The 16,039-nt window shown below is 65.5% G+C and carries 7 protein-coding genes; 6 read left to right on the top strand and 1 reads right to left on the bottom strand.

What is annotated here, in order from left to right; translation table 11 throughout:
- The first annotated feature begins 1 nt into the window (after nucleotide 1).
- From IF06_RS0114150 to IF06_RS33110, 3 genes are read left to right on the top strand one after another with little or no spacing between them, the layout of a single operon-like run.
- On the top strand, nucleotides 2–3,340 hold the full coding sequence (locus IF06_RS0114150; RefSeq protein WP_232236685.1) for an ATP-binding protein: 3,339 nt from the start codon (nucleotides 2–4) through the stop codon (nucleotides 3,338–3,340).
- Nucleotides 3,337–4,599, top strand: coding sequence for a Wadjet anti-phage system protein JetD domain-containing protein (locus tag IF06_RS0114145; RefSeq protein WP_030271474.1), 1,263 nt, complete (start codon nucleotides 3,337–3,339; stop codon nucleotides 4,597–4,599). Before IF06_RS0114150 ends, IF06_RS0114145 begins: the two co-directional genes overlap by 4 nt.
- On the top strand, nucleotides 4,575–5,111 hold the full coding sequence (locus IF06_RS33110; RefSeq protein ID WP_232236684.1) for a formylglycine-generating enzyme family protein: 537 nt from the start codon (nucleotides 4,575–4,577) through the stop codon (nucleotides 5,109–5,111). The genes IF06_RS0114145 and IF06_RS33110 overlap by 25 nt, the downstream gene beginning before the upstream one ends.
- Before the next feature lie 175 nt (nucleotides 5,112–5,286).
- On the opposite strand, the gene IF06_RS0114140 is transcribed toward IF06_RS33110, so the two are convergent.
- Complete coding sequence (locus IF06_RS0114140) at nucleotides 5,287–7,959, bottom strand: DEAD/DEAH box helicase (RefSeq protein WP_030271473.1); 2,673 nt, start codon at nucleotides 7,957–7,959, stop codon at nucleotides 5,287–5,289.
- Between the two features lie 201 nt (nucleotides 7,960–8,160).
- On the opposite strand from IF06_RS0114140, the gene IF06_RS0114135 reads away from it, so the two are divergent.
- The 3 genes from IF06_RS0114135 to IF06_RS0114125 are packed head-to-tail and all read left to right on the top strand — an operon-like array spanning nucleotide 8,161 to nucleotide 16,038.
- The gene (locus tag IF06_RS0114135; protein WP_030271472.1) at nucleotides 8,161–11,589 is read left to right on the top strand and encodes a helicase-related protein; all 3,429 of its coding nucleotides are present in this window, start codon (nucleotides 8,161–8,163) and stop codon (nucleotides 11,587–11,589) included.
- Between the two features lie 22 nt (nucleotides 11,590–11,611).
- Nucleotides 11,612–14,356 (top strand): DUF1156 domain-containing protein, encoded by a 2,745-nt coding sequence (locus IF06_RS0114130; RefSeq protein WP_036310733.1) that lies wholly within the window; start codon nucleotides 11,612–11,614, stop codon nucleotides 14,354–14,356.
- Nucleotides 14,356–16,038: a DUF262 domain-containing protein gene (locus IF06_RS0114125; protein WP_030271469.1), complete on the top strand. Its 1,683-nt coding sequence runs from the start codon at nucleotides 14,356–14,358 to the stop codon at nucleotides 16,036–16,038. The genes IF06_RS0114130 and IF06_RS0114125 overlap by 1 nt, the downstream gene beginning before the upstream one ends.
- Nucleotide 16,039 lies beyond the last annotated feature (1 nt).

The raw sequence follows: 16,039 nt of genomic DNA, 5'->3' as shown, positions 1-16,039 counted from the left end.
CATGATCGACACACTGTTCGGGCTGATCCCGGCAGCGTCGCGAGGCCAGCAGTGGGTGGCGCGGGACCTGCAACTGGTCAACTGGGGCGGCTACGACGGGTATCACCACCTGCGCCTCGCCCCTGGCGCGACCCTGCTGAGCGGAGGTTCCGGATCAGGTAAGTCGACGCTGATGGACTCGTACATCGCATTGCTCATGCCGCACACGACTCCCTTCAATGGAGCGTCCAACGGCGGAGTGGTCGGCCGGCCCCGGGGCAAGGACCAGCGCAACATCCTCTCCTACGCGCGTGGCAAGCTCGACGAGTCCCGCACCGACGGTGAGACGAAGTTGCGGGTGCTGCGTGGCGACGGCCGCGACACCTGGTCCGCCATCGCAATGACATGGGTGGACCACACCGGTGCCGAGTTCACCGCGCTGCGGGCTTGGTACGTTCCGTCGTCGGCTCGCAGCCTGGACGACGTCGTGCCGGTACGCGCCACCTGTGACCACGGATATCAACTGCGGGCGCTGGAAGGCCCGGCGGGCAAGAAGTTCACCCGTACGGACGTCACGGCAACCGGCTTGAACTGGAGCGAAACCGACCGGGACTTCACCGCACGTCTGCACACCACGCTCGGCATCGGCGCCGCCGGCGACGGGCACAAGGCGGTCGCGTTGCTGGGACGAATTCAGGCCGGCCAGCAGATCACCACGGTCGACGCCCTATACAAGACGATGGTTCTGGAGGAGCCGTCCACGCTGGCTACTGCAGACGCGGTGGTGCAGCAATTCGACGAGCTGTCCGGCATCCGGGCCAGGATGATCACAGCCCGCCAGCAGGTGAAGGCGTTGACCCCGATCCGTGAACACCGGCGCACCATCGACGAAGCGGTGGACCGGCTGCGTTCGATCGACGAGATCGGATCCTTTACTGATGCGGCGTCGCCTGCCGCGTTGTGGCGTCATCAACGCCGGCTCGACCTGTTGCGCTCGGCCGAGAGTGACTTGGACCAGCGGCACCGCCGGGCACAAGAGGAACTGGCGGAGACCAATGCCCTGGTCAATGCGGCCGAGGCGCAGCGCGACGGGGTAGCCGACACCATTCGTGCGTCCGGCGGCGACCGCATGGAAACCGCACAGCGGGAGATCCGCGTCGTGGAGCAGCGGCTGGGCGACGTCGAACGCGCACGGGAGCGACTGGACCGGGTGCTGGTCACGATCGGCGCCTCGGTCTCGACCGCTGATGACTTCGCCGGACTGGTCGAGATGGCGCATCGCTCTCTGGCTGACGTCGATGCCCGCAGGACTGCTCAGCACGCGTACGCCGAGGCGGTGGCGGAGAAGAAGGAGGCCGAGCGAGAGCTAGAAGGGTTGCGCGCCGAGCGCAACGCAGTCCAGGCCCGCCGGGGCAACATCCCGACTGACCTGCACGCGGCTCGCGCAGCGTTGGCCGAGGCCGCCAAACTCAGTCCCGACGACCTGCCGTTCGTCGGCGAGTTGATCGAGGTACGGACGGAGTTCGAGCCGTGGCGCGAGGCGTTCAACCTCGCGCTCGGCGGATTCGCTACCCGGATGCTGATCGACATCGGCAGATTGAACACGTTCCGCGAGGCGATCAACTCGGTGCCGACCACAAGGCGGGTCCAGTTCGAGGGCGTGCGCACCGGGTTGCGCGACGAGGTCGGACTGGACGGCAAGACGCTCCCGGGCAGACTCGACTATCGGCCGTCGCCGTTCACCGCCTGGCTCAAGGGCGAACTCGCCCGCCGGTTCGCCTTCGTCTGCATCGACACGCCCCGGCTGCTGCCGCAGTACCCCAAGGCCCTCACGATCACCGGCCAGACCTCGGAAGGTGGCCGGGGCGCGCACGGCGGCCACGGCCGGGCCAACGTGCTCGGCTTCACGAACAGCAGGACGCTTGCCGAGCTTGAGGACCGGATCAACCTCGCCCACAAGCGCCTCGACGATGCTGTCGCGAGGGCTTCGAGGGAGGAGGAGAACCTCAACTCGATGGAAGCCAGACGCACGGCCTACCGGACCTTGACCGAGTTGTCGTGGGATCAGGTGGATGTCGACGCGGTCCGGGCGGAACGGGACCGCTGGAACCGCGTCCTCGACGAAATCCGCGCCGGCAATCCGGAGATCGATCAGCTGCAGCGCCAGCTGGACGACCTCAAGCAGCAGGTCAGGAATCTGACCGAGCGTGTCGGCCGGCAAAAGGACACCCTGAAAGCGGTCGGGAAGTCATGGGCGTCGACCGTCGACGAGGTGGATCGCGCCCAAACGGCGCTCGACACGGCCGCCGAGTCAGGCGTCGACCTCAGCGAGGAACACCGGGACTACCTGGAGACGCTTTTCGATAGCGACACGGACAGCACCAGCCCGGCGGACGTGCTCGCGCAGTTCGACGCAGGAGTGAAACGCGCCACCGAGCGGCTCGACACCGACCGGCGATCCGCGACGGAGTCGATCGGCCGGTCGAGGAAGGCGCTGCACGATGTCTTCTCGATGTTCCTCGAGCGCTGGCCGAACCCGAACCTCGGCATCGACCCGGACGGCTCCTACCGCGACTTCGACCGCTTGCTCACCGACCTGGAGACCAGTGGCCTGCACGAGCTGGAGACCGACTGGCGAGACAGTCTGCTCGACCTGTCCGGCAACGACCTGACCGGCCTGGACAGCGAGCTCGCCGCCGCTGTCCGGGAGATCCGCGACCGGATCGACCCCGTCAACCGCATCCTCGCCGAACTGCCGTTCGCCGACGACAAACACCGGTTGCGCATCGACCCGCAAGAGAGCCACTCCACGGCGCGCGCTCGCTTCCGCAAGGAGCTACGCGACGTACGCGCCTTCATCGACCAGGCGGCAACAGACGACGACCGGGAACGCGCCTACCACCGGATGACCAAGGTGATCGACCGCATCCGCCGCACCGCGCCGGATTTCGCCGACCTCATCGACGTACGCAACCACGTCCGGATCAGTGCCGAGAAAATCGACCTCGACGGCAGGCACGTCGCCGTCTACGACCACATCGGCGAGAAGTCCGGCGGCGAGTCGCAGGAGCTCGTCGCGTTCATCGTCGGCGCCGCACTGCGCTACCAACTGGGCGATGCGGGCGCCACCCGTCCCCGCTATGCCCCTGTCTTCCTCGACGAGGCGCTGATCAAGGCGGACGCGCACTTCACCGGCCGCGCCATCGGCGCGTGGCGCGGACTGGGCTTCCAGCTCGTTATCGGCGCCCCAAACGACAAGCACAGCGCGATCGAACCGCACGTGGACGCAGAGTACGTGATCCTCAAGAACGCCCACGGCCGATCCTGGGCGAAGCTCCTGGTAGGTGTTCCGGACGCATGAGCCCACTCGTCACCCCACGAGACGCCGTTGCGGCTGTCCGAAGCAAGATCGAACAGAAGTGGGCGGAAGCGGTGTGCGCGGAACTCGGTGTCGGCGACCGAGTCGTATTCTCCGTTCGGCTCCGCCCAGGGCTGAGGACCGGTAAGGCCGTCGAGCAGCTCGGGCATACCACCTGGCACGGCTGGCACATGCAATGGCGCGACTTCAGCAGTCAGCTCCCCGCCGGCGTGGAAGTCGTCCGCACTGCGGTGACCATCCGAGGAGTCGCTGGCGACTTCCCGGCCGTGCTCAATGCAGACCTGGATGGCGCCGCCACGCTTATCACCGACACCGATAACGATGCTGAACCACCGACCGTGGAAATCGGCCGGGCCCGTGCGCTGGCATCGACCATGCGATCCGCCGGCGCCACCCTCACCCCGGCCACGCTCCGGGCCGTCTACGGCCTTCCAACCAACGACGTGGACGTGCTGATCAACGCAGTGACCTGGCTACGCCAGCACCCCGACGCCGGCAACTGGACACTGCGGCAACTTCCGGTGCCCGGGATGCACACCAAATGGCTCGACACCCACGGCGCGCTGTTGCGCGACGTTGCTGGACGTGATGTCCGGAATGAAGTCCGGCCTCGGCTGACCGTCATGCATCTAACCTATGTCGACCCACACCACGCCGGGTCGGGCCGACGCAGGCACGATGCCTGGACCACCGGGGACGTGCACGACATCGCCTACCAGCCGCGCGTCGTCCTCGTCGTGGAGAACCGCGACTCCCGCCTCTGGTTTCCGCCGGTCAGCGACACGATCGTGGTCGAGGGAGGCGGCAAGGCCGCAGCCGCCCTACTCGCGAACGTGCCCTGGATCCGCTCCGCGAATCACGTCGTCTACTGGGGCGACATCGACGCGGACGGGTACGCGATCCTCAACCACTTCCGCGCCACGCTCGCCGTGCCCGCGCCAGACGGTGCACCAGCTAAACATGTCACCTCCATCCTCATGGAAGCCACCGACCTGCACCACTACTCCCTGCATGGCGTAAACCACGACAAGGCCGGCCGGCCCATCAAGCCGTCACGGGAGCTCCTGCCGCATTTGACCGAATCCGAGACCGTCGCGTACGCCACCATCGCTACCGCGGGCCCCACCCCGTTTCGCCGAATCGAACAAGAAGCCATCCCTCTCACCCACGCCGTAACTCAACTGCTACGGATCTTGAAGGGACGGGGATCAGATCCGTGGCACCCACGTCCGTCGTCGTAATAGACACAGTCACCGCTCGGTACCCAGATCGAGCCCTGGCGAGCGGCCAGCGCATCATCCTGCCCAGCGAAGCCGAATGGGAAGCGGCAGCAGGCAACAGCCACGGCGACCTTCACCCCTGGGGAGACACCGCCGACCCGCGGCGGGCCAACATCCGCGCCACCGGCATCGGCGCGGTCGTCGCCCCCGGTCGGTTCTCCCCCGAAGGCGACAACCAGGCCGGCCGCCAGGAGCTAATCGGCAACGTCTGGGAATGGACCCGCAGCCTGTGGGGGTACAGCGGAAACCACCCGACATTCGGCTACCCCTACCGCCACGACGACCGACGCGAGACAGCCAGCACCCGACCGGGAGCGCGATACGTCATCCGCGGCGGAGTCTTCTACTACGCCACCGAATGCGCGAACTCGTTCACCCGCAATCGCATGCTCGCCACCGATCGGGCGGGTTCAGAGTGGCGTCGAACAACGCCAGGGAGACAATGTCGTAAGCGGCCTGACGCATTGGGATGAGGAGACAACCGTCTCGGGCCACGCATATTGGAGGCGATCCGGTGGGCAGGTCTCGCCGTCACCGAAGCGGCGAGACCGCACTTCACGGCCAGCAGCGGCACAAAACGCCAACCTCATGGGCACCGCTGGCGTCAACCTTTTCCAGCCACTCGCATCCGGCATATGCGCGCTGTGGTCACTCAACTGCACTGGTCTTGGCAGAGGCACGATCGAAGAGGCGTTGGCGCTCGGCGGCCACGACCTCTCGGACGAGTTCGGCCTCGGACAAGTCCACTGCTTCCGGCGTGGAGTCGGCCATGTCGCTGACGCGGGCGAACTCGTTGAAGAGCTGCTTCTTGCCCGCCAGCAGTTCGGTGATGCGTTGGTCGACGCTGTCCTCGGAGAGCAGTCGGTGGACCTGCACTGACTGCACCTGACCCATCCGGTGTGCGCGGGCGACGGCCTGCGCCTCGGTGGTGGGCTTGAGCTGAGGTTCACAGATGACGACGACGGATGCGGACTGGATGTTTAGCCCGACGCCGCCGGCCACAATCTGGGCAACGAGGACGGCGCCGTGCCTGGCCGACGAGAACTGGTCCACCATCTGCTGGCGTTGGTTAGCTGGCACCGACCCAGTGAGTGGCCCGAACACTGGCCCCGGCAGCGCCCGAGCTACCAGGTTGAGCACTTCTCTGAAGTGGGAGAACACGATAACTCGCCGCTCGTTCTCCTCCGCTTCGCGGACAATCTCGATCAGGCGCTGCATCTTCGTGGACTGGGCTGCCTGGAGCATCGCCGCCTGGCGCATCTCCATAAAGTTCCCGCGCTCGACCGCGCCCCGGTACCGCGAGCTGTCCGACGCGGACATGGGAAGCCATTCCTCAACCTCGATGAGCTCGGGGAGTTCGGTCAGCACGTCCTCCTGGTTCCGGCGCAGGTACGCCGGCGCGATCTGCCGGCGGAACGTCCGCGGTGACAGGTCGGTGGCGTCGACGGTGAGGTCAGGGCGTACGTAGGAGGCCAAGTTGCGGAACTCATCGACCTTGTTCTCCAGTGGCGTACCGGTGAGGAGGATTGCCCGATCAGCGCGCGCGACGAGGTGCTTCGTCCGGATCGTCCGCTGCGCCTGAGGGTTCTTGATGTAGTGGGCCTCGTCGACCACGATGCACGCCAGGTCGCGGAGTCCCCGCAGCGCCAGTTCCCACCACGCCAGCGTCTCGTAGGTGGTGATGGCCACGCCGCCATCACGCATCCAGGTGCGGGCTGCGCGGTCACGTTCCGGACCGTGGACCCGATGCGCTCGTAGCTTCGATTTGCTGGAAACCTCGCGGACCCAGTTGGTCACCACTGCGGCTGGGCAGACCACCAGGAAATGGGTGTTGCCTCTGCTGCGGAGGTGCGCGAGGACGGCGATCGCCTCGATGGTCTTACCGAGGCCCATCTCGTCCCCGATGATGACCTTGCGCTGGACGAGCGCGAAGCGGGCTCCGAAGCTCTGATAGCCACGCAGCGATGCTGTTATATGTTCACCGTTGAGTGCCTGGTCCCGGACCGCCTGGATGATCTCCTCCGGGAGATCTCCGTGCACCGCATTCTCGTCCTCGGTGACGAACCCCAGCTCGGCTAACATGGAAAAGTAGTCGGCGGGTCGGGCAAGGAAGTCGTCCCACGGGTCCACGCCGACGTTCTTCCGGCCGGATGCGGACGACATGCCGAGCAATTCGGCCCGCCGTTTGACGATCTGGATGCTCTCGGAGAGTCCCGCAGCGGCGAGTTGCCTGGCCGGAATGACGAGGAGGTGGCTGGTTTCGCGGTGGATCGCTGACCGCAGCGGTGCAAGTTCGGATGCACGTTCGAGGTCGGCAGCCGCTCCTCGGGTCTGCCGGCACGAGTCCCATTCGGCGAGGCAGCGCAGCAGCTGGGTGGTCTCCGGGTGGCGGTGGTTGATGTCGACGCGGACCGGCATCTCGTCGTACGTCGTCTGCCAAATGGATTGCGCTGCTCCGAGCATGCGGCGTGCTGAGGTCTCCCCAACGCCGGGAAGCATCTGGAGGGACAAGCCCCTATTCAGTACCTCCTGCACTGTGCTGATCCGCGCCTCGGCGAGTGCCCCCAGCCGGAGTCGATCGCGGGTAGCCGTCTTCAACGCATCCGCGGGCATTTCCTGCAGGATCCGTTGGACCTCAGCGCGTCTGACCTTGTCACCCGCGTCGTGCGCTGCCGTTCGGTACGAGGATTCGCTGGCGACGACCTTGGCTATGGCGTCCAGCGCCTCTGGCAGTCCGTCGACAACCGACCGGTCCAGGATCTCGGGTGCCGGGCCGGTCTGCCCGGAGACGAGGTCGAAGCGGAGGGTCGGATCGAGCAGGGCCTCGAACCCGAGCCGTCGGGGGTCGACGGGCGAGGTGAAGGCGCCGAGCCGTTCCAACCGACGAGGCCCGTCGTTACCGATGACCGCCGCGTGGTAGCGACGCAGGACCTCGCTGGCCGTGACCGCCGATTGCTTCTTCGCGGACCCGGTGAAGAAGCGACGCAGTCCGAGCATGGGGGCCAGGTCGGCGATAGCGTTGGGTGCATCTTTGGTGACCAAGCGCAGCAGTGCGTGGTCGTCGGGCGTCAGCACGGGAAGCGTGGCCCGCTGCCACAGGCGCCTGACGACCCCAGCGTCACTCGGGCGGAGTGCGAGCACACGCCAGGCGGCCTGGCCAGCCCGGCCCACCATGACACTCCGTGAGCGCATGGCCCGCTCGTCGCTGCTGGCCGCGGCCTGGACAGCCTGGTGCCAGGCCCGTACGTCCTCGGCACGGTGGCGCCACTGCCTGAAGTCCGCCGTGAGGCGACGAATCTCTTCCCGCTCCGTCTTGTTCATGCTCACCGCAGAAATCGAGGGGTTTGAGGACGGTATCGTAGTGCACTCCTTACACGAACGGGCCCTCGTCGGACATCTGTCGGGAAGCTGACGCAGGACAACTACAGCCACCTGCTTCTGCAGTCTGTGCCGATCCTGCGCTCGTCAGTAGTGTCGGTGCTCGTCGGTACGCTCTGCGGGCTGTCAATCAGGAGGTAGCTGGTGAGGCTCGAGGATCTCTCGTCCGGCGTCCGGGTGGCCGGGGTCGTGCCTGGCGAGACGGTCTCGGTCCTCGCTGCCCAGTGGCACGGCCGCGAAGCTGTGGAGCTGACCTACAAGACCCTTGACGGCGGCCTGCGTCAGCAGGTGCTCTTCCGAGCAGACGAGGCCAAACTGAGCCTCTCCGATGCCGGCAGCCGACCGTTCGACGCCACCGCCGAGGAGTTTCGGCTGGTCGCCGAGGCGCAACGGATCTCTCTGGCCGGGCTCTTCGACCCGATGCTGGCGGTGGCCACCAGCGACGTGCAGCCGCTGCCCCACCAGATCCGTGCTGTCTACGGCGAGATGCTCGACCGCATGCCGCTTCGGTTCCTGCTGGCCGACGACCCCGGCGCCGGTAAAACGATCATGGCCGGCCTCTACGTCAAGGAGCTCCTGCTCCGCGACGACGTGAAGCGCTGTCTGATCGTGGCCCCCGGTGGTCTGGTCGACCAGTGGCAGGACGAACTCTTCTTCAAGTTCGGACTGCGCTTCGACATCCTCACAACGGCCATGGTCGACGCCGCGCTCGGGTCGAGCGTCTTCGAGCAGTACCCGCTGCTCATCGCACGGATGGACCAACTCGCCCGCAACGAGGACCTGGCCGCCCACCTCGACGACGCCGAGTTCGACCTCGTCGTCGTGGACGAGGCCCATCGGATGGGCGCTAACTACTTCGGCGGCAAGCTGAACAAGACCCGACGCTTTCAACTCGGCGAGAAGCTGCGCGACCACACCCGCCATCTGCTGCTGATGACGGCCACCCCACACGCTGGCAAGGAGGAGGACTTCCAGCTCTTTCTCACCCTGCTTGAGCGCGACGGCTTCGAGGGCAAGTTCAAGGCCGGCGTGCACAATCCGGACACCAGCGGGCTCATGCGGCGCATGGTCAAGGAGGACCTGCTCACCTTCGAAGGCAAACCACTCTTCCCGGAACGCATCGCCCAAACCGTGCCCTACGAGCTCACCGCAGACGAGCAGGACCTCTACGAGCGCGTCACCGAGTACGTGCGCGAGGGGATGAACCGAGCCGCGCGGCTGGACGACAAACGCCGCAACACTGTGGGCTTCGCGCTCACGGTGCTCCAGCGGCGCCTGGCCTCCAGCCCCGAGGCGATCTACCAGTCGCTCGTCCGGCGCGCCGAACGACTCAAGCGCCGTCGTGACGACCTGATCCACGGCCGCGGTGTCGGCGACGAGCCCACCCCGATCAACCCACGCGACTGGGACAACGACGAGCACAGCGCTGAAGAGGTCGAACAGATCGAGGAGGAGCTGCTCGACGCCGCCACCGCGGCCCGCACCATCGACGAGCTCAACGCCGAACTGGCCGACCTCGACAAGCTCATCCACGTCGCCCGCCGGGTCCGCAACCTCGACACCGACCGCAAATGGGTCGAACTACGCAAGATCCTCGAAGACAACGACCTCATCCACCCCGGCGCCGAGGAGCCCCGCAAGCTGATCATCTTCACCGAACACCGCGACACCCTCGACTACCTGGCCCGCAAGATCCGCTCGCTCTTCGGCAAGCCGGACACCCTGCAAGCCATCCACGGCGGTGTCCGACGAGCCGACCGCCGCGCCATCACTGAGGAGTTCACCAAGAACCCGGCCTGCCAGATACTCCTGGCCACGGACGCAGCCGGCGAAGGCCTCAACCTCCAAGCCGCCCACCTGATGGTCAACTACGACCTCCCGTGGAACCCCAACCGCATCGAGCAGCGATTCGGCCGCGTCCACCGCATCGGCCAGACCGAGGTGTGCCGCCTCTGGAACCTTGTGGCCGCCAACACCCGCGAGGGCGAAGTGTTCACGCGGCTGCTGCAGAAGGTCGAGGAGCAGCGCAAGGCCTACGGTGGCAAGGTCTTCGACGTCCTGGGGGCGGCCTTCGACGAGACACCGCTGCGCGAGCTGTTGATCGAGGCCATCCGGTATGGCGACCTCCCCGAAACGCGGGCCAAGATGGAACAGGTCATCGACGCCTCGGTCGCCCACGGTCTCAAAGAACTCCTTGAGGAACGCGCACTCACCCACGACGCCATGTCCGGCGCCGACCTCGCTCAGATGCAGCGGCTCATGGAGGAGGCCCGCGCCCGCCGGCTGCAGCCGCACTACATCGAATGGGCCTTCCGTCTCGCCTTCCAGCGCCTCGGCGGCCGACTGGCCAGGCGTGAGCGTGGCCGCTACGAGATCACACACGTTCCCGCGGCCATCCGCGCTGTCACCAAGCACGGCCCCGTCGCTACCCGCTACGAGCGGGTCACGTTCGAGCTCGACCGCATCGACGTAGCCGACAAGCCGCGCGCCGACCTCCTCGCTCCCGGGCATCCGCTCCACGACGCCGTAGCCGAGCTCACCATCACCCAGCTCCGGCCGACCCTCGAGCGAGGCACCATCCTGGTCTCACCAGAGGTCGAGGAGCCGACCTTGTTGGTTGGTGTGGTGGAGGAGGTTGTCGACGGCACCGGAGAGTCGATCGCCCGCCGGTTCGGCTACGCCTACGTCGACGCCACCGGCCAGGTCACGCCCGCCGGCCCGGCGCCGTACCTCGACTGCGTGGCCGCCCCGCAAACTCCCGCCGTGGCCGGGGCCAAGAAGCTGGCCTGGCTCGGTGACGCCGAGGCCAAGGCCCGGACCTGGATCATCGGTCACCAGCTCCGGGACTACCTCGCCGAGGTCTCGCCCCGCCGGCTCGCAGAAATCGAACGCACCCGGACGCGGGTCGACCAGCGATTGGCGCACGAGTCGAACCGGCTCATCGGCGAGGCGATCGCAGCCCAGGAGAAGGAACAGGCCGGCGTCAAGCCGAAGGAGAGCTCCGACAGCCTCATGCGTAAGGCGCAGGAACTCCAGGCCCGCCGGGAAGCCCGTCTGGCGCTACTCGACCAGCAGGCCCAGCTAGTCACCAAGCCGCCGCGCATCATGACCGCCGCGCTCGTGCTGCCGTTGTCGATGGTCGATGCCAAGATCCCCGCCGACGCCCCGATCCATGCCAAGGAGACCAAGGCCGTCGAACGGCGTGGCGTCGAGCTGGTGCTCGCCACCGAGCGTGCGCTCGACCGGGAGCCCCGGGAGCAGGCCTTCAACAACCCCGGCTACGACATCCTGTCCATCCCCACCGACGGCGGCCCCTCGATCCGCATCGAGGTCAAGGCACGCATCGAGGGTGCCGAGGATTTCTATGTCACCCACAACGAGGTCGTCACCGGCAAAAACGCCGTCCCCCACTACCGGCTCGCCCTGGTCATCGTCAGCAAGGCCGGCCCCGAGCACGACCAGGTACGGTACGTCGCTGACCCCTTCGCAGGCGTCGACTTCGGCGACCTCGCGGCGACCGGCATCCGCGCGAGTTGGTCGAAGACCTGGGCCGCGGGCAGCACGCCCTTCTGATCGAAAGAGCAAGAGGAAGTTGATGAAGCGCAAGCTGATCGAGGTCGCTCTCCCGTTGGAAGCGATCAACCGCGAGTCGGCGAACGAGAAGTCGGTACCTCGCAAGGGACACCCAGCGACCCTCCACCTCTGGTGGGCTCGTCGCCCGCTGGCGGCGGCTCGCGCTGTGCTCTTTGCACAACTTGTCGACGATCCAAGCTCGCGGCCGGACGAGTTTCCGACCGAGGAAGCGCAGCGAACCGAGCGAGAGCGCCTCCACAGAATCATCGAGCGGCTCGTAGTGTGGGAGAACACACGCGATGACAAACTCTTCGCCGAGGCCCATCAAGAGATTCTCAAGTCTACGGACGGGAACCCGCCTTCCGTCCTCGACCCGTTCGCTGGGGGTGGCACCATCCCGCTTGAGGCCCAGCGGTTGGGCCTAGAGGCGTTCGCCTCTGACCTCAATCCCGTGCCTGTACTCATCAACAAAGCGCTTATCGAGATACCACGGAGATTCCACGGACAGCCACCGGTTTTTCCGGGCCTCGCTGACTCCGAGATCCGTGGCTGGAATGGCACCGAGGGCCTCGCCGCCGATGTACGTGCGTACGGCAACTGGATGCGCGAGGAGGCCCAACGCAGAATCGGACACCTATACCCATCAGCAGCTGGGCACACCGTCGTTGGCTGGATTTGGGCGCGAACCGTAACTTGCCCCAACCCTGCTTGCCGTATCGAAATGCCGCTTGTGAGGTCCTGGTGGCTCGCGAAGAAGACGGGCAAGGAGACATACGTCGTTCCAACTATCGTTAGTGATCCCTCACATCCTTCCGGTCACCGGGTCCGCTTCGATATTGGCCGAGGTGCGGCCGGCGCTCCGCGATCCGATTCCGATGGAACTGTGGGACGAACCGGTGCGACATGTGTGGCCTGTAAGTCCGCGGTTGCTCTTAAGTACGTACGCTCAGAAGGTGTCGCGGGCCGGTTGAACCAACGGCTGATGGCCGTGGTTGCTGAAGGCAGTCGTTCGCGCGTCTACCTGGCACCGGACGAAGCGCAACTCCGAGCCGCCGAGGCGGCGGAGCCCCGGGACGTACCAGATGCGGATATTCCGGATCAGGCGCTGGGATTTCGAGTCCAAGCATACGGGATGACGAAGTGGACCGACCTTTTCTCCCGTCGCCAGCTCGTTGCACTAACGACGTTCAGCGATTTAGTCACAGAAGCGCGAGCGCGTGTCATTGCAGACGGCGGCAGCCAGGAGTACGCCGACGCTATCGCAACATACCTCGGCTTCCTGATGTCCAAACTGGCAGATTGGCTTTCTGCGTTCTGCTCTTGGATGGCCCCGGTCGAGAAGGTGCGTGATACGTTCGCCCGGCAGGCAATTCCGATGGTGTGGGACTTCATGGAAATCAATCCATTCTCCAGCTCTGTCGGTAATGCGTCCGCCCACTTCGAATGGATCGTTGCCGCGCTGGGAACATTTCCGCAGACGGCGAAGCCGGCAGTTGTCCGCCAGGGTGACGCTAAAGATCTCATCGCACAGAACGCTGTCATCTCTACCGATCCTCCCTACTACGACAACATCGGATACTCAGATCTTTCTGACTACTTCTATGTGTGGTTGAGGAGAACCCTCAGGGAAATCCACCCCGAGGTACTCGGCACAGTCCTTGTTCCCAAAGCTGACGAGTTGGTCGCTAATCCCTTTCGGCACAAGGGGAAGGAGGGTGCGAAGCGATTCTTCGAAGACGGTTTTCGCGAGGTGTTCGCACGTGCGAGGGCAACCGCTAGTTCCGACTTTCCCATGACCGTCTACTACGCCTTCCGCCAGTCGGAGACGGATCCAGAGGGAGAGGCATCGAGCGGATGGGAAACGCTTCTTGAGGGAATGATCAGGTCCGGCTGGGAGATCACCTCGACCTGGCCGATGCGGAGTGAGCGAGGTGGCCGAATGATCAGCGTCGGGACGAACGCTCTGGCGTCCTCGATTGTGTTGAGCCTGCGTCCCCGCCCCGAGAGGGCACCCACTACTGATCGTCGAGGTTTGATCTCGACACTTCAGGCAGAACTGCCGAATGCACTTCGCAAACTCCAGCAGGGCGCAATCGCGCCGGTGGATCTTCCGCAGGCCGCGATCGGCCCTGGGATGGCGGTATTCAGTCGCTACTCGAAGGTGCTGGAGCCGGACGGCTCGCAGATGACGGTGCGGTCGGCGCTTGCGCGTATCAACGAGATCCTCGATCAGGTACTGAGCGAGCAGGAGGGCGACTTCGACGCCGCGACGCGGTTCGCGATCGCGTGGTATCGCCAGCACGGCTACGACACGGGCACGTTCGGCGACGCGGACAACCTCGCCCGCGCCCGGAACACCTCTGTAGAGCGGATGGACCGCGACGAGATTTTGACCAGCCGCGCCGGCAAGGTCACGCTGATCAAGCCCGCCGATACCCCGGCCGACTACGACGTTCTCGCCGACGACCACACCTCGACGTGGGAGGTTCTGCACCACACGATCCGGATCCTCGAGACGGAGGGTGTCCCGGCGGCTGGTGCGTTCCTGGCGACCGCGCGGAGTCGTCCAGACAGTGCAGTCGACCCCGACCTGGTCAAGGAATTGGCCTTCCTGCTGTTCTCTGTCGCGGAAAAGAACGGATGGAGCAAGGACGCCATCAGCTTCAACGCTGTCGCCCAGTCGTGGGGTGACGTCGTCCACGCCTCCAAGGCCGCTCCGGCGCCTCACGAGCAGGGCGAGTTCGATTTCTTCGAGGAAGATGACTGATGCCGCTAAAGGCGCACGAGCATCCACTGAAAAAGATCTTCTCGGCGGACTTCGACTTCGCGATCCCGCACTACCAGCGGCCCTACGCCTGGGGCACCGAGCAGGCCCTGCAGCTCCTCGACGACCTTGAGGACGCGCTCGTCCGGGACGCGGCCGAGCCGTACTTTCTCGGTTCTCTCGTCCTGGTCAAGCCGGATGAAAACGGGCCGCGGGCGGACGTCATCGACGGTCAGCAGCGTTTGACGACGCTCAGCATCATGCTCGCCGTCCTGCGGGATCTCGCCGAGAACGACGAGGTTGCTGTCGTCCTGCGCGACATGGTGCTGGAACCAGGGGTGGCCCTCGACGGCATCAAGGCCAAGCCTCGCCTGCTGCTACGCGATCAGGACTCCGGGTTCTTCGCGACGTACGTGCAGACCCCCGGCCGGCTGGACGACCTGCTGAAGCTCGGCGATCATGCGCTGGCGAACGACAGCCACCGCGCCATCCGGGACAATGCCAAGGCATTGCGGGAACGACTGGCGTCCTGGACCGACGACAAGCGCAGTGCCCTCGCGGCCCTCGCCCGCAACCGGACCTTCCTGGTGGTTGTCAGCACGCCGGATCTGGCCAGCGCCCACCGCATCTTCAGCGTGATGAACGCCCGCGGTCTCGACCTCGAACCGTCGGACATCTTCAAGTCCGACGTGATCGGATCCATGGACGCCGCTCAGCAGCAGGAGTACGCGAAGGCATGGGAAACCGCTGAGCAGAACCTCGGACGGGCGACCTTCGCGGACCTGTTCCTGCACATCAGGATGATGATGGCAAAGGCCCGCGGCCAGCGCGAGCTGCTGATCGAGTTTCCCCAGCAGGTACTTGACGCGTACGTCAAAAACGGTGAACCCACGAGCTTCATCGATGACATGCTCATCCCCTACGCCACAGCGTACGCACACCTGCTGAATCAGGACTACGACGAGCACGACGCTGCCTGGTCCAAGGTCAACAACTGGCTGCGACGCCTGGTCCAGCTGGACAACAACGACTGGCGCCCGCCGGCACTGTGGGCCCTGAAGAACCACGACGACGACCCGGCATTTCTCGACGCGTTCCTACGCCGGCTGGAGCGGCTCGCCTCCAGCATGTTGTTACGGCGCGTCTACACCACCCCTCGGGTGACCCGCTACATCGAACTGCTCAAGCAGCTCGACGCTGGCGCTGGTGTGGACGCGGCGGCCTTCGACCTCACCGCCGACGAGAAGCAAGAGACGCGCGAACGCCTCGACGGGGAGCTCTACAAGGTGCAGCCCGTACGGAAGTACGTACTGTTAAGGCTCGACGAGCTGCTGGCCAACGCCCCTGGTGTCTCCTACAAGCACAAGATCATCAGTGTTGAGCATGTGCTTCCTCGGAACCCCCGAAACGACAGCCAATGGGTCGAGGACTTCACCGAGGACGAGCGCATCTTCTGGACTCACCGCCTCGCGAACCTGCTGCTGCTCAACAGGAACAAGAACAGCCAGGCGCAGAACCACGACTTCGCGACAAAGAAGGAGAAGTACTTCAGTCCCGCCGCCGGCATCACTGGCTTTGCCTTGACAACCAGTGTGATCATGGAGCCGGTCTGGACGCCGGACGTGCTCGAACGACGGCAGGCCGAGCTCACGAGAATTCTGGTCAAGGAGTGGGAGCTCAACTGAC

Source organism: Micromonospora globosa (assembly GCF_000717585.1).
GTDB classification, from domain to species: domain Bacteria; phylum Actinomycetota; class Actinomycetes; order Mycobacteriales; family Micromonosporaceae; genus Micromonospora; species Micromonospora aurantiaca.
Note: the sequence above shows the minus strand (reverse complement) of the source record. Positions and strands in the feature narration are given on the sequence as shown.

What these genes read in the sequence shown, in the direction of transcription:
- IF06_RS0114150 (WP_232236685.1), top strand. Translation starts at nt 2, where the DNA reads ATGATCGACACACTGTTCGGGCTGATCCCGGCAGCGTCGCGAGGCCAG.
- IF06_RS0114145 (WP_030271474.1), top strand. Translation starts at nt 3,337, where the DNA reads ATGAGCCCACTCGTCACCCCACGAGACGCCGTTGCGGCTGTCCGAAGC.
- IF06_RS0114140 (WP_030271473.1), bottom strand. Translation starts at nt 7,959, where the DNA reads ATGAACAAGACGGAGCGGGAAGAGATTCGTCGCCTCACGGCGGACTTC.
- IF06_RS0114130 (WP_036310733.1), top strand. Translation starts at nt 11,612, where the DNA reads ATGAAGCGCAAGCTGATCGAGGTCGCTCTCCCGTTGGAAGCGATCAAC.
- IF06_RS0114125 (WP_030271469.1), top strand. Translation starts at nt 14,356, where the DNA reads ATGCCGCTAAAGGCGCACGAGCATCCACTGAAAAAGATCTTCTCGGCG.